Origin of the sequence: Tatumella saanichensis (assembly GCF_000439375.1) — a bacterium.
Lineage (GTDB): Bacteria > Pseudomonadota > Gammaproteobacteria > Enterobacterales > Enterobacteriaceae > Tatumella > Tatumella saanichensis.
The window spans coordinates 1-19,403 of record NZ_ATMI01000013.1 but is presented as its reverse complement, the minus strand read 5'-3'; the positions used below and the strand labels follow the sequence as shown (position 1 = coordinate 19,403).

General features: G+C 47.6%; 15 protein-coding genes. 10 read left to right on the top strand and 5 right to left on the bottom strand.

Features of this window, described 5'->3' with window-relative positions; genetic code table 11:
- Nucleotides 1–47: 47 nt before the first annotated feature.
- The 3 genes from DW47_RS0106580 (at nt 48) to DW47_RS0106570 (ending at nt 4,004) form a co-directional block, all read left to right on the top strand.
- Nucleotides 48–1,292 carry an oligosaccharide MFS transporter gene (locus DW47_RS0106580; RefSeq protein WP_029685603.1) on the top strand — a complete coding sequence of 415 codons (1,245 nt, stop codon included), beginning with the start codon at nt 48–50 and terminating at the stop codon, nt 1,290–1,292.
- Between the two features lie 483 nt (nt 1,293–1,775).
- Entirely contained in the window at nt 1,776–2,546 is a 771-nt protein-coding gene (locus tag DW47_RS0106575; RefSeq protein WP_029685602.1) for a carbon-nitrogen hydrolase family protein, read from the top strand.
- Nucleotides 2,547–2,573: 27 nt separating this feature from the next.
- Nucleotides 2,574–4,004: an APC family permease gene (locus tag DW47_RS0106570; RefSeq protein WP_029685601.1), complete on the top strand. Its 1,431-nt coding sequence runs from the start codon at nt 2,574–2,576 to the stop codon at nt 4,002–4,004.
- An 82-nt stretch (nt 4,005–4,086) separates the two neighbouring features.
- Here the strand turns inward: DW47_RS0106570 and DW47_RS0106565 are convergent, their stop codons facing one another.
- Nucleotides 4,087–4,812 carry a pirin family protein gene (locus DW47_RS0106565; RefSeq protein ID WP_029685600.1) on the bottom strand — a complete coding sequence of 242 codons (726 nt, stop codon included), beginning with the start codon at nt 4,810–4,812 and terminating at the stop codon, nt 4,087–4,089.
- A 406-nt stretch (nt 4,813–5,218) separates the two neighbouring features.
- On the opposite strand from DW47_RS0106565, the gene DW47_RS0106560 reads away from it, so the two are divergent.
- The 3 genes from DW47_RS0106560 to DW47_RS17335 all read left to right on the top strand — a co-directional run bounded on the left by DW47_RS0106560 (nt 5,219) and on the right by DW47_RS17335 (nt 8,585).
- On the top strand, nt 5,219–5,581 hold the full coding sequence (locus DW47_RS0106560; protein ID WP_029685599.1) for a GtrA family protein: 363 nt from the start codon (nt 5,219–5,221) through the stop codon (nt 5,579–5,581).
- Nucleotides 5,578–6,567, top strand: a complete 990-nt coding sequence (locus tag DW47_RS0106555) for a glycosyltransferase family 2 protein (RefSeq protein WP_152473140.1) — start codon at nt 5,578–5,580, stop codon at nt 6,565–6,567. The genes DW47_RS0106560 and DW47_RS0106555 overlap by 4 nt, the downstream gene beginning before the upstream one ends.
- Before the next feature lie 983 nt (nt 6,568–7,550).
- A complete protein-coding gene (locus DW47_RS17335) occupies nt 7,551–8,585 on the top strand; it encodes a hypothetical protein (protein WP_152473139.1) in 1,035 nt (344 codons plus the stop codon).
- Nucleotides 8,586–9,337: 752 nt separating this feature from the next.
- Here the strand turns inward: DW47_RS17335 and DW47_RS0106545 are convergent.
- The 4 genes from DW47_RS0106545 to DW47_RS0106530 form a co-directional block, all read right to left on the bottom strand.
- Nucleotides 9,338–9,997, bottom strand: coding sequence for a DUF421 domain-containing protein (locus DW47_RS0106545; protein ID WP_029685596.1), 660 nt, complete (start codon nt 9,995–9,997; stop codon nt 9,338–9,340).
- Between the two features lie 503 nt (nt 9,998–10,500).
- Nucleotides 10,501–11,808: an MFS transporter gene (locus DW47_RS0106540; protein WP_029685595.1), complete on the bottom strand. Its 1,308-nt coding sequence runs from the start codon at nt 11,806–11,808 to the stop codon at nt 10,501–10,503.
- Nucleotides 11,809–11,911: 103 nt separating this feature from the next.
- Nucleotides 11,912–12,874 (bottom strand): 2-hydroxyacid dehydrogenase, encoded by a 963-nt coding sequence (locus DW47_RS0106535; RefSeq protein ID WP_029685594.1) that lies wholly within the window; start codon nt 12,872–12,874, stop codon nt 11,912–11,914.
- Nucleotides 12,875–13,042: 168 nt separating this feature from the next.
- Nucleotides 13,043–14,035 carry a LacI family DNA-binding transcriptional regulator gene (locus tag DW47_RS0106530; protein WP_029685593.1) on the bottom strand — a complete coding sequence of 331 codons (993 nt, stop codon included), beginning with the start codon at nt 14,033–14,035 and terminating at the stop codon, nt 13,043–13,045.
- A 406-nt stretch (nt 14,036–14,441) separates the two neighbouring features.
- On the opposite strand from DW47_RS0106530, the gene DW47_RS0106525 reads away from it, so the two are divergent.
- The 4 genes from DW47_RS0106525 (at nt 14,442) to DW47_RS0106510 (ending at nt 19,358) form a co-directional block, all read left to right on the top strand.
- Complete coding sequence (locus DW47_RS0106525; protein WP_029685592.1) at nt 14,442–14,945, top strand: gluconokinase; 504 nt, start codon at nt 14,442–14,444, stop codon at nt 14,943–14,945.
- Between the two features lie 30 nt (nt 14,946–14,975).
- Entirely contained in the window at nt 14,976–15,455 is a 480-nt protein-coding gene (locus DW47_RS0106520; RefSeq protein ID WP_029685591.1) for a NanQ anomerase/TabA/YiaL family protein, read from the top strand.
- Between the two features lie 666 nt (nt 15,456–16,121).
- On the top strand, nt 16,122–17,669 hold the full coding sequence (locus DW47_RS0106515; RefSeq protein WP_029685590.1) for an OmpA family protein: 1,548 nt from the start codon (nt 16,122–16,124) through the stop codon (nt 17,667–17,669).
- Nucleotides 17,670–17,690: 21 nt separating this feature from the next.
- Complete coding sequence (locus DW47_RS0106510; protein WP_029685589.1) at nt 17,691–19,358, top strand: hypothetical protein; 1,668 nt, start codon at nt 17,691–17,693, stop codon at nt 19,356–19,358.
- Nucleotides 19,359–19,403: the final 45 nt, after the last annotated feature.

The window sequence follows — 19,403 nt, the reverse complement described above, 5'->3', positions numbered from 1 at the left end:
CGTTGCGGCCCGTCCGCGGGTCGCTAGACAGGGTGAGGACTTTGCTCATGTATTATTTAAAAAACACCAATTTCTGGATCTTCGGCAGCTTCTTTTTCTTCTACTTTTTTATTATGGGGGCCTATTTCCCGTTCTTTCCGATTTGGCTGCATGAGATTAACCATATCAACCAGCAGGATACGGGGATTATTTTCGCATCTGTGTCGCTGTTTTCACTGCTGTTTCAGCCGATTTTTGGTCTGTTGTCAGATAAGCTCGGGCTGCGCAAACATCTACTGTGGGTGATCACCGCGATGCTGGTGATGTTTGCTCCGTTCTTTATCTATGTCCTCGGCCCTTTACTACAAACCAATGTGTTGGCTGGGGCAATCGCCGCCGGGATCTACCTTGGGTTTATCTATAATGCCGGTGCGCCAGCCATTGAAGCTTATGTGGAAAAAGTCAGCCGCCGTAGCCAGTTTGAATTTGGGCGGGCACGGATGTTCGGCTGTGTCGGCTGGGCATTATGTGCCTCCATTGCCGGCATTATGTTTACCATCAACAACCAGTTTGTGTTCTGGTTGGGCTCAGGTTGCGCGCTGATTTTGGCATTACTGCTGCTGTTCTCACGTCCAGTGAACACCCCTTCCGCCAAAGTGGCTAATGCCCTCGGGGCTAACCAATCTCTGTTCAGCCTGAAACTGGCGCTGGAACTCTTTCGTCAGCCTAAGTTGTGGTTTTTATCGCTGTACGTGATCGGCGTTTCCTGCACCTATGATGTCTTTGACCAGCAGTTTGCCAACTTTTTCACCTCTTTTTTCAGCAGCAGTGATCAGGGAACACGGGTCTTCGGCTATGTCACTACCCTAGGCGAGTTACTGAATGCGTTTATCATGTTCTTTGCTCCGCTAATCGTAAACCGTATCGGTGGCAAGAATGCGTTACTGATCGCAGGGTTAATTATGTCAGTACGCATTATCGGCTCCTCCTTTGCGACCACCGCCGTGGAAGTCGTGTTGCTGAAAACCCTGCATATGTTCGAAATCCCTTTCCTGATTGTCGGATGTTTTAAATACATCACCACACAGTTTGAGGTCCGTTTTTCTGCCACCATTTATCTGGTGTGCTTCTGTTTCTTTAAACAGCTGGCGATGATTTTTATGTCGGCCCTTGCTGGGCAGATGTATGAAAGCATGGGCTTTAAAGGCGCTTATTTGGTATTAGGACTGATTGCCCTCAGCTTCACGGTGCTTTCCTTGTTTACACTCAGTCAGCAGAGGAAAACACCACTGGCGGCAGATCCGATCTCCTGACTCTCTGCCCCGCAGAGCACGCTCTGCGGGGCCCTGTCTATGCTCGTGGACACTTTGATTAATCTAATTAATATAGTTGTATGATTTTCACTCAGCGGCCACACTAACTAGTGATATCTCATTGATCATATTGATTCCTTATTATCAGCTAGCTACCAAATCATAATTCTGACTAATAAATCATCTTCACTTGCTGCTGGCTGCTTAGCAGTGTCATTTCAGTGCAGTGACAGGATATCGCCGCCAAGAGGTTTTTTTTGTGAAGGTAATATCTCTCATAGGCCGATTTTCCCTACCCGTTAGGTTCCCGTCAATGCACCAGTATGACGCATCATCATGGAGCATAGTGCACCATCTGCTAAACACTGACTTCAGACCAAGGCCCATGCTGCCTGTATAGTTAAGTACATTTAATCAAAAAATTCCCTCTCTACGGCTGGCACAGTAATTGCTTGGTAATAACCAATGTGATGTGGGGGAAGTATGAAGATAGCGATCTGGCAGGCTCAAAGTGATTACTGCAATTACCACGCAAATCTGGCGAGGCTAGATACGGCATTGGCACAGGCAGCAGTTCAGGGGGCTGAGTTACTGATCACCCCTGAGATGTTTTTGTCCGGCTATGTGCTGCAACAGCGCATCGCTGAAATGGCAGACAGTTTTCCGCTGGTGGCGGTACAGGCGCTGGTGGCTAAACATCAGGTCGCGCTGGTGATTGGCGGTCCACAGAGGGCGCAGCAGAAAATTTTTAATGCCAGTTACTTTATCGCGGCCGATGGCGAGCTATCGGCGGTGTATCGCAAAACGCATCTATTCGGCAAGCTGGATCAGGCACAGTTCACTGCCGGTGACCAGCCGGTCTGTATGATCCCTTATCGTGGCGTCAATATTGCCTTACTGATTTGTTATGACGTCGAATTTCCCGAAACCGTTCGTGCTGCGGCTAAGGCCGGAGCTCACTTGGTGGCCGTCGCCACCGCACAGATGAAACCCTTCGATTTTGTTAACCGCCATCTGATTGCCACACGTGCTTGGGAGAACCAGCTATACGTGGCTTATGTCAATCAGATCGGTCATGAGCAACACCTTGAATATGTTGGACTCAGCCTAGTCGCTGGACCGGATGGCAAGGTGCTGACCATGGCCGGTGAAACAGAAGAGCAATTGTTATACGCAGAAATCGATCCCGCGCACGTTCGCCAGGCACAGCAAAACAACCCTTACCTGACCGATCTGCGTAGCGATATTTTGTGAATTATTCTAAAACTCAGGGGATGTAAAATGAGTGACAGTAAACCAACTATGGCATCTGCCGGGCTGACCGGTAACCTTGGCGTCGGCAGTATCGTTTTTATGGTAATTGCCGCCGCCGCCCCCCTCACCGTTATTGGCGGCAATGTACCGCTGGCGATCGGCATCGGTAACGGCGTTGGTGCGCCTTTCGGCTTTCTTATCGCGTCACTGATCCTGCTGGTATTCGCAGTCGGCTTTGTCTCCATGACCCCGTACGTAAAAGATGCCGGTGCTTTCTACTCCTACATTACTCAAGGGCTGGGCTTACGTGCCGGTATGGGCGCGGCATGGCTGGCTTTGGTCACCTATACCACCATTCAGGCCGGAGTTTACGGTTATATGGGATGGGCGATGAATGACTTGGTGGTGCATTATGGTGGTGCGGCGCATCCTTGGTGGCTCTATTCACTGCTGACTATCGCGGCGGTAGCTATCCTCGGCTACCGTCATATTGAGCTGAGTTCTAAAATCCTCGGGGTAGCACTGGTTTTGGAAATCGGTGTGGTGCTGATCATGAACTTTTCAATCCTGTCGAAAGGCGGTGCCAGCGGCATCACAGCGGCCTCATTCAGCCCGCACAATGCTTTTTCTCACGGATTAGGCATGTCGGTACTGTTTGCGCTGACCGGCTTTATCGGTTTTGAATCGACGGCGATTTTCCGCGACGAGTCACGTAATCCTGGTAAAACCATTCCCCGCGCCACTTATCTGGCGGTACTGATTATCGGGGTCTTCTACACGTTCTCTGCTTGGGCAATGATTGAAGGGGCCGGTGCTGCCCGCGCGGTAAGCGTGGCGAATGATACGCTGAACGGCAATGGTAATATGCTGCTCGACATTGCTCGCCAGTACAGCGGTCCGCTGCTGAGTAATATCATTCAGGTGCTGCTGATCAGCAGTATTTTTGCCTGCGTCCTGAGCTTTCATAATGTCCTCGCCCGTTATAAATATGTATTATCCGGCCAGGGCTTTATGCCGAAATTCCTGTCATCGGTGCATGCTGAACATAAATCCCCGTCCAATGCCTCACTGGTACAGTCGGCCACTGCACTGATCCTGATCACTGTCTGTGCGTTATGCAAACTGCAGCCTCTGACTCAGGTGTTTGGTTTTATGGCTGGGATTGCCACCGTGGGTATCGTATTACTGATGCTGCTGACCAGTTTGTCAGTAGTTGCCTTCTTTAAGCAAAACAGTGCCCTAGTAGAAGGCCGTGTTTGGAAAACGCGTATTCTGCCGAGCGTTTCAGTGCTGGCACTGACCGCCTCACTGGTGATGGTTCTTGCTAATTTTACCACTCTAACCGGCGGCAGCCTGTTTATCAGTACCTTACTGGCGATCGTACCGTTGCTAGCATTGGTGGGTGGTTATTTAGTGGTGAATAAACGCCAGTTAATGATGCGGGCAGCACAGTCATAAGCTGACATTCCGCTGTCTACAACGGTCAAAAAAGAGCGATGTCTGTGACATCGCTCTTTTATTTTTACCTGGCTGACGGTGATCAGCGCGTCGGATAATTATTCTCGACCGGCCGCAGGTCGAACAGCAGCACTTCTGCTTTATCGCCGTCACTGAAGGTGAGAGAGGTTTCTTCGCGAACCCGCGCACCGTCCCCGGCGACAAACTCGACACCGTTCACCTTCAGCGATCCACTAGCAACGTGGATATAAGCATAACGGTTTTCCGGTAGCGTAATGGTCTGCTGTTCTTCGCCATCAAACAGTCCTGCATAGATGCGGGTATCCTGACGAATTTTCAGTGACCCCTCAGCAGCGTCCGGCGAAATGATCAGTGCAAACTTACCGCGTTTATCCTGCTCTGCCAAGGCAATCTGCTGGTAACCCGGAGGCGTTCCATTTTCTGCTGGCACCACCCAGATTTGCAAAAAATGTACGGAGTCGTTGTGCGAGGCATTGAATTCACTGTGCGTCACACCACGACCGGCGCTCATCAGTTGGATATCTCCTGGCACAATCTCAGAACCGGTGCCCATAGAATCTTTGTGCGCCAGCGTGCCCTCTAATACATAGGAGATAATTTCCATATTTTTATGCGGGTGCGTCCCAAATCCCCGCCCCGGCGCAACCTGATCATCATTAATCACCAGTAGGTCAGAAAAGCCGGTCTGAGCCGGATCCCAATAGCTGGCGAACGAGAAGGTATGGCGGGAGTATAACCAGCCGTGATCACCGACGCCGCGCTTATCAGAGTGTCGTTGCTCAATCATAAAATGTTCCTTTCAGTGGTAGAAAGTCAGGGGGCTCCCCCGTCGATGCGAACACCTTATTGTAAATAATATAGACCATCAACTGCCTTAAAAGAGAATAACTGTCTCGTTATGGTTGACAAAAATTCTGTTATGATGACGTGCCAGTATGGAACGATGGGAAAAATGATCCCCTTTTATCTCAAGAGTAAGCTGTGTTGAGTCACTCCTTGGGAAGGCCCTAGGCTCAATCGGCAGTGCCTAAGATTGATACTGTGAGGTAATAGCCTTAACCCAATGTAATATATAGAAATATATAGCCTTTATGCCTTTTTTTGTTTGGCAGTCGGTGAAATACACGGATGGCGATGGTGATACGGAGGAATCTTATGAGATAATGACGAAAATATCTCAATGACTCGACAAAATGTTAAAATTACTCACTCGTTATATCCTGGTTGGCTTGGCAAATACCCTACTGACAGCCGTGATTATTCTGGTACTTACCTATCTTGGCCTCGGCATTTACACGGCGAATGCTGCCGGGTATGTTGCTGGCATTATACTGAGTTTTATCCTCAATTCCTGCTTTACCTTCTCTACCAAAATGAATCTGCCGAGGCTGGTTAAGTTTTTGGTCACATGCGGTATCTGTTACCTGATCAACCTTATAGCAATCAAAACATGCCTGCACATTCTCCCTGATGCGAAATATACGGCACAAATTTTTGGCATGGCGTTATACACAATAAGTGGATTTATTCTGAATAAAATATGGGTTATGAAATGACTATAGAGACTCAAAAAAATATTGCAGCCGGAACAGGGATCCCCTCATTGGCGATTGTGGTGCCTTGCCACAATGAGAAAGAGGCTTTCCCCCGTTGCCTAGCGACGTTAGGCGATATCCTTAACGGCTTAATCGCTGAGAACAAAATTGCAGATAACAGTTACCTACTGTTTGTCGATGACGGAAGTCGCGATAATACTTGGCAATTGATAGAAGAAAGCACTCTCAGCCTTTCATATGTTAAAGGTATTAAACTGTCACGCAACTGCGGGCATCAGCGCGCACTGATGGCGGGATTATCCGTTGCAGATGCGGATATCAGCATTAGTATTGATGCGGATCTCCAGGATGACACGCGCTGCATTGCCCAGATGGTTGAGAAGTATATGCAGGGGAGTGATATTGTTTACGGGGTCAGAGATGATCGCTCAAGTGATAGCGCGTTTAAACGTGGTACCGCTAACAGCTTTTATAAGTTCATGTCAGTAATGGGTGTTAATCAGGTTGAAAACCATGCGGATTACCGGTTATTAAGCCGTCGTGCACTACAGAGTCTTCTACAATTCAAGGAACAAAATATCTATATCCGTGGTATGGTTCCGCTGATCGGTTTTGCCAGTGACAAGGTTTACTACAGCCGTAATGAACGTCTCGAAGGTGAGTCCAAATATCCTCTGAAAAAAATGCTGGCCCTGGCAATTGAAGGGATTACCTCACTGACTGTAACGCCGCTACGACTGATCGCGGCATTAGGCTTGTTAACCTTCCTACTGGCGTTAATCATCAGTATCTATACTCTGGTTCAGAAAGTACAGGGCAACGCTGTAGAGGGCTGGACTTCAGTGATGATTTCAATTTTCTTTCTTGGCGGAATACAACTCTTATGCTTAGGGGTTATCGGCGAATATATCGGGAAAATTTATCTGGAAACCAAAGGACGTCCTAAGTTCCTTATCGAAAAATTTTCAGAGAAAGGTAAATCATGAATACGGTGAATACTCGTCTCTTTTACCTCGTCGCTTCCGCGATGATTCTTTTTATTGCCGGCTGTTATGTCTGCCAGGAAGAAAACATTTATTATTGGGACTTTAATGGGTACTGGCGATTCTGGCAGGACTTTGGTACACAGTTCTCCCACCATCCGTTAAGTGCTATCAATGGTGTCCGCCATTCAATCCGCCATGATGATTATAATACGCTGCCGGTCGCTGTTACATCGATATTCGGTATTATCCCATTATCATCGAGATTGTCTTATATACTGTCCCTATTTACATTTTATTTTGTCCCCGCAGCAATTATGTTTTCGCTGCTTTGCCGGCAGTTTACCCGCGTAGATACCCCTGTCATTAAAGTATTGAGCTTTATGCTAGCTGCCACCTTCAGTGCTTTCTGGGCACCGGCTCTGCGGGGTTACCCGGATATCTGCGGCTTAGCGTTTGTCATATTATCAGTCTACTACTGTACAAAAAAAGATTTTGGCCTCCAGTTAGCGGTCAAAAATGCACTGCTTTTAGGGCTGATATTATGGATGCCTTTTCTATTGCGCCGCTGGTACGCGTATACAATTGTCTCACTCTACGTTTCACTTCCAGTGATGAGTTTTTTCCTTCATTCGGGATATGCGTACTCTTGGAGAAAAGTTAAAAACCTGCTGACCAATTTTTTTATTGCCGGTATCACTTCCTGCCTTCTGGCAGTTATCTTTCAGGGACCACTGCTTAAACGAATTATTGAGACCAATTACGCATATATTTACTCCGCCTATCAGTCATCATTCAGTTACTCTGTAGAGAGCCTGATTAATTTCAGCGGATTATACCTGTATCCACTGATGGCACTGGGTATCCTCGCCATCTGTTTTGCTGGGTCAAGACCACAGCGTATATTAGTTGTATTCTGCCTGTTTAATCTCTGCTTCAGCTTTTTCCTTTTTACCCGTACACAATCCCCGGGAATGCAGCATATTATGCCTTTTGCACTCTGGGAGTTGTTGGTCGCAGGACAGGGTATCTTTTGGCTAGTGACGAAAGTCAGCCATAAAGCAGTACAGTGGTTGCTCACTCTGGTCTTGTCGGTGTTGGCGTTAGCCATTCAGTTACATACCCTGTTTGGTTACCCGCTTCCTGACCGTATTGCCAATAATTTACCGGTTGAGACGTTACCCATGCATGTTGATAACTATAAAGATTATCTAGCACTGGAGAAAACCGTCAACCAACTGACTGCCCATGGCGATAAAGTCACGGTATTAAGCTCCAATCAGGTGTTAAATGATGACATGCTAAATACCCTGTCACACCGTCAATTGGAAGACCGTATTACGTATACTTCTCAGGTTGACCTGCGTGATGGCATTAATATGTTAGCGCTACAATCTAAGTATGTGATTGTCACTGATCCCCCGCAAATTCACCTCAGAGCTGATGGTCAGCGGGTCATTACTGTTCCGGTAGAGGCAATCCTGAACCACCAAAATATTGGCCAAGCTTTTGTGCGAATGGAGCCAGGTTATGTCTTAGATAACGGTGTCAAAGCTTGGATATACCAGCGTGTCCGTCCGTTCACCCCTGAAGAAATCGGCGATTTTCTACAGATTTTTTATCAGTATTATCCACAGTGGAAAGCGATCTACTCACAGGGGATTAAGTCAGCCCTGATCAGTGCGAACATACAAAAGGGTGATATCTGGGGGGCATTTTCTGTAGATAATGCCGGAGTGATCTATGCGCATCCTGGTGAGCACACTCCGACCACCGTCACCTGGGTACTTAACGGGATACGTAAACTACAGATAATCTCGCTTAGCACCAGTTGTAATGCACAGGATACGGTGAAAGTCACCCTCAGTGGTGCAGATCTTCCCAGCGAGGAGGTGGATGTTAGTAAGGGTAAACAGGTCACTTTGGATGTGACTCGCTGGCAGGGGAAACTGTCTACACTCAGTATCAGTAAGAACCATTCATCGGGTTGCGACTCTTTGAATATTATTGCCCAGCAGTAATCTTACTGGCCGGTCGCTAAAATTCCTGCGACCGGCCAGTAAGACATTTATCGTTAACGCTTCTTTTCTATTCCCCGTGCTGGGCTGCCATAAAAGTAAAAGGATTGGTAAGCCCACCTGCCACTTATCACTAAAACGACCTCTCCTTAACCCTGTTACCAGCATCATTTTTGGCCCAAGATATAGCCTGTCGCTTCGTAACAGCATTACTTCGTCGCCACGTAGCCAAGCCATTGCGTCCCTGACATACGCTTAACATGTGTTCGTCTGGAATGGGACCATACAGGCTGCGACTGGATCGCCAATGATACATACGTTAACTGTGAGGCGGTCCGATCGGCACAAACATGGCAACACTGGTACGAATCGATGGGATATATAGTGAATCAGGATAGCTAAATATTCTGGTAGCAGAAGGATTACAATAGTGAGTAGTTACTATCATTGGCGGGGTTGCCAAGCAATAAAATAAATGTTGGTTATACCTGTACTGGACACGCTTATAGGCAGACATCACTGCCCGATCAACTTTAGCCCTGCGATACTCTGTTAGGGTATCGCAGGGGGTGCCGCGTCAGGACTGAGACTTGCTCGGCGTATTGCTGTTTACTTATAGACCGTGAGAATACTATTTAGGCGGCGCAGCCACCGGCTATACCCCCTATTTCGAGAGACTAAACACCAGCGTAAAGTAAGTGCCTACTATCAATTAACACTTTGTATATTATGAATATAAATCAATATACTTTGCCCTACTCAACATCCCTTTTCACTTGACCATCCTGCAGCACAAAGGTCAGTTTGTGATCCCAGAACTCACCGATAAATACATCAGTACGCTGGATATTCAGGTTTTCGAGTTTGGCATCCAGCCACTCTTCATCTTTATCAATGCCCTGTAGCTCAGAGGTTCTTGGTCGTCCGTCCTTCATAATAATAATCGACGGCATTTTGCTGCCCTCACAAACCACAGACAGCGAACCGCTTGGCTCAATCTGCGCGTAGCGGATCTCTTGGAAAGAGTGGATACCTTGTGAGTGCAGCTGAGAGGCAACATTGATGATGTCGATTTTATTGCGGCGACGCAGGATATTCTCCATCAAAAATTTACCGTTTTTAATGATTGGAATGGGCTCGCCGATAGTGAAGGTGCGGAAGAACCAAACATGCTTACATACCCAGTTCAGGGCAGAGATCAGGAACACGCCGATAAACAACACCAGTACATACTGATGCATCGGAATGGCATCGCTGTAGATCACGCCACCGATGATGCCACCCAGCACAAAGTTTCCGATAAAATCGACCGGCGTCATCTGCGATAACTGCGTTTTACCGGTAAAGTTAAGGTGAGAAATCACCACGGCAAAACCGATAATGAATTTCAACAGAACAATTGCATAATATTCCATTTGTGGATCTGCTCCGTAAGAATCTGATATTTCCCCAGCCCGTTCCCTTATTGAAAATCATTAACAATAGAGAAACAAGTTAAGCACATTTATTTTATTAATTATTAAACACTGATACCCGGCTGTTATTAACCTTCCCCGCATTCTATTTACTGACCACTATTATTACTCTATCCCCATAACTTGCGTCAATAAGTCGCCATCAGCTAAAAAATTAGCAAAAAGTAAAGAAAATACAACTTATCGACCGAAAAACTAAAAGCGTTGTTCTCTCGGCATGATCATGACAAGGTATCTGAAGTTTTGAATACGTCATATGGCTGAATATAAAAAGGTCTGCGAGGTGACGCTCCGGATAACATTCCCTGCCCGGGCCCAATATAAATGCAGGTAGGGATAACCAACAAAGGCTATCCCTACAAATATCCCAAGGAAATATACTGTAGCACTCTCTGGTTATCGCAACGCATCGAGACACCGCTAGATACGCTGAACTTATCGCTTTAGATATGTTGCGGAGCGGACGCCGACACGCTTTTTTTCTGTTCTGCCACCGATAAGTCACACTGCTTAGGTAACAGAAAGGTCAAGCTTCCGGCCAGTAACAGCGCAGCCGCCAGCACACAGACCGCCACATCCTGACCATACAGATACATCATCACCCCGACCAGATAGGGGCCACAGAAACCGCCGAGATTTCCCAGTCCATTGATTACCCCTCTGGCACTGCCTGCCACTTCCGGTGTGGCAATACGTCCCGGAATTGACCAGAACGGACTGGTGGCGGACTTCAGGAAGAAACCACACACCACCAGCGAGATATAAGATGCGATCACGTAGTCACGCAACAGTACCGACGCCACCAGCGCTGCGGCAAAGCTGTACAGGGAAATCCGCACCCATACTCGACGTTTGCCGCTGCGATCACTGAACAGTGAAATCACATAGATGCCGGCCAAGGTAGCAATAAACGGCAGAATCGCCAGCATACCAACCCCCGCCATATTGGCACCGGTCAGATTTTTCAGGATGGCCGGTAACCACAGGGTGAATCCATAATCTCCGGTCTGGTATAAGAAGTTCAGCGCCACCAGCCGCATCAGTGCCTTATTACCAAACACAGCTTTTAAGGGCGCTTTGGTCACCTCAGCCGTGCCCTGACGGGCCCGCCGTTCCTTGCCTAACTCTGTCAGTAAGTACTCACGCTCTTTTTCTGGTAACCAGCGGGCCTCTTCTGGACGGTCGCTAATCAGTAACCACCACACCATCAGCACCACCACTGACAGCAGCCCTTCAATAATAAACAGCCAGCGCCAGTCGAGAGAGGCAATTATCGCCCCGGAAACCGGTGCAGTCAGGATGCCGCCAAGGGGCGCAAACATCATCACAAAAGCATTGGCGCGACCCAGTTCTTTCTCTGGGAACCAGTTACTGACCATCGTCAATACTACCGGTAACATCCCCCCTTCGGAGACGCCGAGAATAAAACGCAATACCAACAGTTGATATTGATGGGTAACAAAGCCGGTAGCCACCGAAACGATCGCCCAAGCCATTAACGAGCCGGCAATAAAACGTTTGCCGCTACCATGTACCGCAATCCGTCCGCCAGGTATCTGCAAGAATAAATAGCCAATAAAGAAGATCCCGCTGGCGACTCCCGCCATCTGGCTAGAGATCCCTAAATCCTGTTCCATGCCTCCCGGTAACGCGAAACTGATATTAACCCGATCCATAAATGACATGATGCAGGCAATGAGGATCGGTGCGATGACCCGCAACCAGCGGGTGCCAGGTATTTTATCGTTCATATTCATTCCCCGGTCAGAGTGGGCGGCTAGCGAAAAATACCCTAGCCGTCAGTGGCAACGGCCAGTAGCAAGGGGCTGTCTGTGATGAATGCGAAAACAGGGATTAGTCAACCAAGCCGGGGATCTCCCGCTGATTAAAAAAGGCGTCTAAATTTGCCAATACCGAGTCACTCATGGCCTGCCGCGTTTCGACGGTGCCGCTGGCCACATGAGGCTGCAACAGTACATTATCCAGTTCAAAAAACGCTTTCGGGACATGGGGTTCATTTTCAAACACATCCAAGGCGGCTCCGGCGATCTGTTGATGTTGTAAGGCCGCAATCAGTGCCTTCTCATCAACTAAATTGCCCCGAGCAATATTAATCAGCCAACTGTGTTGCGGCATACTGTCAAACACTTGGCGATTAATGATGCCCTTATTCTCTGCACTGCCGGAGGCGGCCACCACCAGAAAGTCGCTTTCCTTGGCCAATGTTTGCAAGTCCGCACACCAGTGATAATCCAACGCATCATTGCGCTGGCGGCTGGTGTAAAGAATGGACATATCGAACCCGCGGGCACGACGGGCAATCGCCTGGCCGATATTACCCATGCCGAAGATACCAATACGTTTGCCGCTCACCTTATTTGCCAACGGTAGGGCACTGTTTTCCCAGCGTCCTTCACGTACAAAGCGGTCCCCTTGGATCAGGCGGCGACTGGCGGCCAGTAATAAGCCCATAGCAAGGTCGGCGACATCATCGGTCAGCACGCCAGCGGTGATGCCGACGCGAATATGACGTTGACGGGCATACTCCATATCAATGGCATCAGTCCCGACACCGAATACCGCAATCATCCCGACATGTGGCAGTTGCTCAAGCTGTTCTCGGCTGATGCCGACATCTCCCCGAGTCACTACCGCCGTGATTTTGTCCGCGGAGGCGGCCAGCAGCGCCGCAGTGTCAGTCTGTTGATATCCGCGGATAACCTGATAGCGCGCTTCCAGTTCGGTCTGCAGCGCGTCCATGACAGGGGCGACCAGGAGTACCTGCGGTAAGGAGTGGTGCTGAGTGTCTGAGTGCATAGATGCGATCCTGTCTAAACGGTCATAAGCCTATGCCCTTTATCAAACGTGTTTTTTACGGGGATTTTTGCGATCTGCGTCACTTAGAAGGATGTTAAAAATTTGTGTTACAGGAGGCGTGATCTGGGTGGGCAAAACACGGGTGATGGGGAATCACCCGCTTTACGGCTAAATGGTTTCTCCCATCGATAACCGATAGTGGAGATCCACTCGTTCAATGGCGGGCAATCCTTTGACCTGTTTTATCAACAGTTCGGTGGCAACCTTACCCATTTCAAAGCGTGGCGTCAGCACGCTAGCCAGCCGTGGCGTGGTGACCTGCCCTATCTCTAAGCCATGAAAACCGGCAATCGCTAATTGTGCCGGAACCTCAATACCACGAGACTGGCATTCACGTAACACGCCCACCGCCAGATCGTCATTGGTGCACAAAATGCCGTCCATCTGTGGGTACATCTGACGTGCTAGGGTCATCATGCCACTGCCCATCGACACAGAAGAGACCTTACCAGGGGTAATGCGCCCGGCGCTCAGCCCGGCGTCGGCCATCCCCTGACAGTAACCGGCGTAACGTTGCTCATCGCGGATATCTGACATCGAACCGAAATAAATAATATGCCGTTTACCGCTAGCCAGCAGCATACGGGTCATATCCAATCCTGCTTTGAAGTTATCAAAGCCGACATTAATGCGGCCAGGGTTCTCCGCCAGCCCCATCACTTCTGCCACAGGGATTTTGGTATTACGCAGATACTTTTCGGCCCGCAGGCTGTGTACGCTTTCGGTGAGTAACAGCGCTTTGACATTGAAGGCCAACACCGTGGCAATTTGCTCTTCTTCTTTCTGACTATCGTAATCGTAATTAACCACCAGCGTTTGGTAACCATGGGCGGCGGCGGCGGTTTCTGCCCCAGCCAGCAGGTCGGCAAAAATCTGGTTATGAAACGACGGTACCAACACACCAATGCGCTGGATAGCAGTGCTGTTAATCGCCGCATTATCCGGGTCAGGCTGGTAATTGACCTCTTTGATCACGCTGGCAATACGCTCGGCAGTCTCAGGACTGACTTTGTCTGGGGTCCGTAGATAGCGGCTAACCGTCATTTTTGTGACACCCGCCAGGGTGGCAATATCATTCAGTGTAATGCGCTGCACTTTCATTCGTTCTGCCAGAAATCAACGGGAGTGGATCCTGATTATGCCTGCCGCTACCCAGAATGGAAATCCGCCCTCCGCAGAGTTTTCAGATTAGCGGTCGCGATTTTTTTGGCAGCGATCACAGGGTGTGTAACGCCGATCCGTAACACTCTTTTTAGTGATCACCGTCACAGTTTATCGCTGGAAAACCACGTCAGATAGAGACTCGTTGACTTCATCCTTGCACTGATAACGACCTATCGATCTGAGTCCGTTGGCCGATAGGTGGCTGTCAGGTAATCGGGTTTTGCAGATGAAAATGGGTACTGCCATGAATGATATTTTGAGTATGCAGGGCCACTGCTCTGAGTTCACTCCTCTGCCGTTTGGCGACGAGAACCTGCACGCTGTGGCAGCGGAGAGCCGCACGCTGACCAACCATTGTATTATCATCATGGGGGTTTCCGGCACCGGCAAATCTACCGTCGGTCAGGCCCTGTCCCATGCCCTGCGGGCTAAATTTATCGACGGGGACGACCTGCATCCCCGCCGTAATATCGACAAAATGGCGGCGGGCCAGCCGCTGGACGATACTGACCGCCAACCTTGGCTGAACCGACTGGCAGACGTGATCTACAGCTTGGATAAGAAACATGAAAACGGGGTATTAGTCTGTTCCGCCCTGAAAAAATGCTACCGAGACCAACTCCGGGCCGCAAACCCGCACCTGAAATTCTTATGGTTACACGGTGATTTTGAGCGGGTGTTAGCGCGCATGCGTCAGCGCCAGGGACACTTTATGCCCGAAGCTCTGCTACGTAGCCAATTTTCTAACCTTGAAATTCCCGGGCTAGATGAACCCGATGTGATGGCCGTCGACATCACGCCACCGGTTGACAGTATCGTTAGCCAGTATGTTCACCAATTGCGCTAACCCACCCTTTGCCGAGATCAGGACACCACGATGATTATTGATGCCTTAACCACTGCCGCCAACAATCCGCTTTACCCAGCGGTGATCCGCCAGATGCTGACCACCATCATTGAACACCAGCCTGCTGAACTCCCTGCTGGCCATTATCAAGTGCAGGATAAGCAGATGTTTTTTAATGTCGTCGAAGGAGAAACCCAACCACTGGCCGCTCAAAAGCCCGAGTTTCATCGCCAATATCTGGACATTCATATTGTGCTGGCAGGCAAGGAAGTGATTGGGGCTGGCGTCCTCGGTTTACCGCTAACGCTGAGTGAACCCTTTAACGACGCCCATGACCTCGGTTTCTGCGCCGACATCCCCGGTGAAACGCTGATCAATCTCCAACCCGGCGAACTGGCGATCATTTTCCCCGGCGAACTGCACCGCCCAATGTCCACCTGCGACTCCCCCGCCGCCCTGCGTAAGATCGTCGCCAAAATTGATTGTGGTTTGCTGGAGGGGGACAGATAACTAAAAATGGCCGTATTATAATTATACAATTTAGTATTAATTTGATACTGAGGATAATTGAGGGGGAACTCTTCTTCCCCTATTAACGCCACTGAAGTTAACCTTCATAAGAAAATACTAATTTTTTAACTATGTGCAGATCTTGGTAGGAATGCAATCGCCATATAGATACAAGAGAAATAACTTAACTCACACAGTCAAACGTGACGATAATAAAAACCAATAGTATATCACTATAAAATAACACTTCCCCTTATCTATCAAAAAATAAAAGTTGCACTAGAAAATAATTATTCTTCTTTTATTCCTTACTAATACAGCTAAAAATATAATTTATATTTATTAGGATTTATTTTAATAGGAATATTAATAATTACATTTCTGCGGAATAAATAATAGAACATTAATCAGAATAAAACACCAAAAAAACATATAATTACAGATTAAAACACTAACAAAATATTGGTAACACTCATCATAAGGTATACATCGAAAAGCGTAGACCGAATAATTTGAAATTGAGTTAGTGATATATTCAGTGATACATTAGCATTGCTTACAATTTAAGAGTTAATCAGGTTGTCACACTCGACTGCAGATACAGTTAAAGCATAATAATATCAATAAGATAATGGGATTTCCACTAAGGAATTTATAAGCGACGCTATGAAAATTAAGGAAATAACTGCCATTATTGTCTCCGCCAGCATGCTAAGTGCTTGCGCAAACACTCAAAATCAGCTCAATGAAACTGGAGCTAATTACGGTACGGAAATATTGTGTGGTGTTGGTGCAATCGGGGGGGCAATTGTAGGCAATATCATTGGAAGAAAACTCGGGAATGCTGCGGCAGGAACAGCCATCGGTGTCGCCTTAGGGGCTGGAGGTGGATGTTATGCTGGGAATATCTGGCAAAAACGTTCACAAGCATTACTTGATGCTGCGAAGAAAGCCAATATCCACATGACTACCGAGTCTGCTTTAACGCAAATATCATCATCGGATAAACAGGCTTCGGGTATTGTTGCTCAGGTAAACGACCACGGTATGTTCGACAGTGGATCGGCACAACTGACCAATACTGGTCGTTACCAGATGGAGAGTCTTGCTAAGGTCTACGCTGGGTCTGACAATAAACAAAACTACTTTTTGGTCGTGGGACATACTGATTCAACGGGTAACCCTGAACTTAATAAACAACTCTCTGAACAAAGAGCTAAAGCCGTTGGCCTGTTACTACGCAATGCAGGTATCTCTGCCAACCATATTTATTATCAGGGAGCAGGTTCTTCACGCCCGATAGGTAATAACCAGACTTATGACGGAAGAGCAGAAAATAGGCGAGTAGAGATCAGCCAGCTAAGCGATGAAAAAGCAATGGAGTTAAGAATTGCACAGGAGCAGGCAAACAGTCGGTATTTGAGTTATAGCAGTACAACTGCTCCGATGCGCGATGGCACAGCCCTCTACTCTCAGGAGAGACATAAAACAGCGAGAGCCTCTCTCTCCTCAGCGTCATCGGCAATCCGCCAGACCAAAATAAAACAGCCTACTGCTAATCTCTCACTCACTGCGACATCAGCGGACAAAAAGGGTAAAGTTGAAGATACAATGCCCGCCCCAAGGGAGCGCCATGCGGTATCCTCAGCCTCCTATATTGATTTCAGTGGACAGCCGGCAGTATCAACAGCAAGCGTTGTGAGTAGTGTAAACCTCCGCGAGTCTTCATCCTGGTTTCCTGAGGCACATGCTGCCGATGGCAATATGATGAGCTGTGCATCCGACAGTATCAGAATCAGTGGGCAGGTAAAAAGCCTAGCCACCGGTAAAGACTTTTCAGAACACCACAGTTATGACTACTTACCAGGATATGGTGGTATATCTTGGGCTAATGTGGTTAACAGTAATTTGGTGGTTATTTCTCCTGTTTCCATATTACGTGCAGGTGCACAGGTTACTCAGGATCCCACCGTCTCGATAATTACTCAGTTTACCGGCGTCAAGAAAACACCTTCTGTTGTGATCCCTGCGGTTGCCCAAACCTACCAAGGCAAAGACGAAATTATTTATCGTGTGTATCCTCGCCAGCCTGGCAGTGCTGTGACCTGTATGGATATTGTATTCAGTACAACAGGAGCAAAAGCAACGAAAGGACAGATTTTTTACCCGAAATCAAACACAACTTATGTGGCGAATTATATTCCTACTCCTTAACGATTATGAGATCCTGAAATCATGAATGATTTTTCACTGGCGGGTTTATTCGCCAATATTTTGGAACATCGGCTGATCACTGCAGCATTGATAGTATTTATTGTTGCTTTAGTGGTAGCTTATAAAAAATGGGATGATGTTCGTTACTTTGTTATGCGAACCTGGCATGTGATGCCAGTCGTGGGAACAGTAGCTAAGTCCGCCCGCCAATACAAGACAAACTCATCGGTAGTACATAGCTCACAATGGCTAGATGTTGAGAAGAACATTGCTGACTTATACTACAGTGAATATGTTGCTGCCGATCAGGACATTGCCTACTACAGTCAATGCAAAGACTATCTCGCAAAAGTGCTTGAATCAGGGCGTAAGAAAGGGCCTTTCTGGGTAATCCCGGTTATCGCTGTGTTGCTTGTAATGGAAGCGATCGGCTTCGCCTATGTCCTCGGCCCTTTTATGGCACCGCGTATCTCAGCAAATAATCTGCAAATTGTAGTCTGGTCATTGGCTCTGATCCTTTCCCTAGTATCGGGATTTATCGCACACCATGCAGGCCTCGCCCAGCATTATAATTCATTACTGAAAAAGGCTAAAACTTGGTTTAACCAAAGTGAGTCAAAACATAACCTTAATGAAGTTAATGAAATACAGATTGTTCACACTTATGAAGATAATGATCAGCCTCGTTACAACCAGATCGCTGCCAGGATTTCGATAGATCATAATTGCGCTGTCCGTCGTTGGCCAATTGTTGGTTTTTACTCTTGGATTTTCATTATCGCAGTTGCCGCATTTGGCGTACGTTATTATACATTACAGTATGTCGAGTCTAAGGAATCAGTTTCCAGTTACCAGGCCAGTAATGAGGTGAGCAGTCCTTGGAGCAATGTATTGCCGGCGCAAGCGGAGCAAAATAATCAACATGCTAGACAGCAAGCCGAAACAGATATGCAACAGTCTAAGCATGATGCTTCATTGGTCACCTTTATTATCCTTTCCATCGTTTATATTGGCGTGCAGTTCTTTGCATTCTTTATGGGTCGCAATTATGGCTTTGCTGGGATCCATTCTGAAGAGGCATGGTTACTGACCCACCGCTTTACAAATGCTCAGGCAATGCGATCGGCTATGGAACGTCAAAGACGTGTCATTACGATGCATGCTGATCATAAGCTGAGCATGTTACGGCGTAAACTTATGCATAAGTCTACGACCAGTGCAGATGAACGCGAAATCCTTAAACAATCAGTAAATCGTAATTTTGAGAGCTATGTGGCTATGCAGCATACTCAGCTGGAAAAAGAACGTGAGGACAGTCGTCGTAAAGAGCTAGAAAACTATATCCGTGACCAAAAACTGGATAAAGAAATGACCACCCATCGCACGGTGCATATCTCTCAGAAAGAACAGGTTACGGCAACCCAGCAGAATGTCAGTGAGAGGAATAATATGACTCCTCCGACAAAAACCGAGCACGATCTTTCACATGATGTGGCTAAAACCTCAACTTCAGCCGTTGAGAAAAAGCCACTTGAATATCCCGATATCAGTGGCTATAACGCTGAAGACCTTGTTTTCCTGCCAGATATCTCTCCCGAATTTTCTGAGTTGAGCCATGAACAAATTGCTCACATCTGGCAAGTACAAACTGTCGCTAAAAAATATCGGACACCTTCAGTACAAGAGTAATAATAATGGATTTGAAGAAAATAGTCTTAGCGATAAGTTTAACAG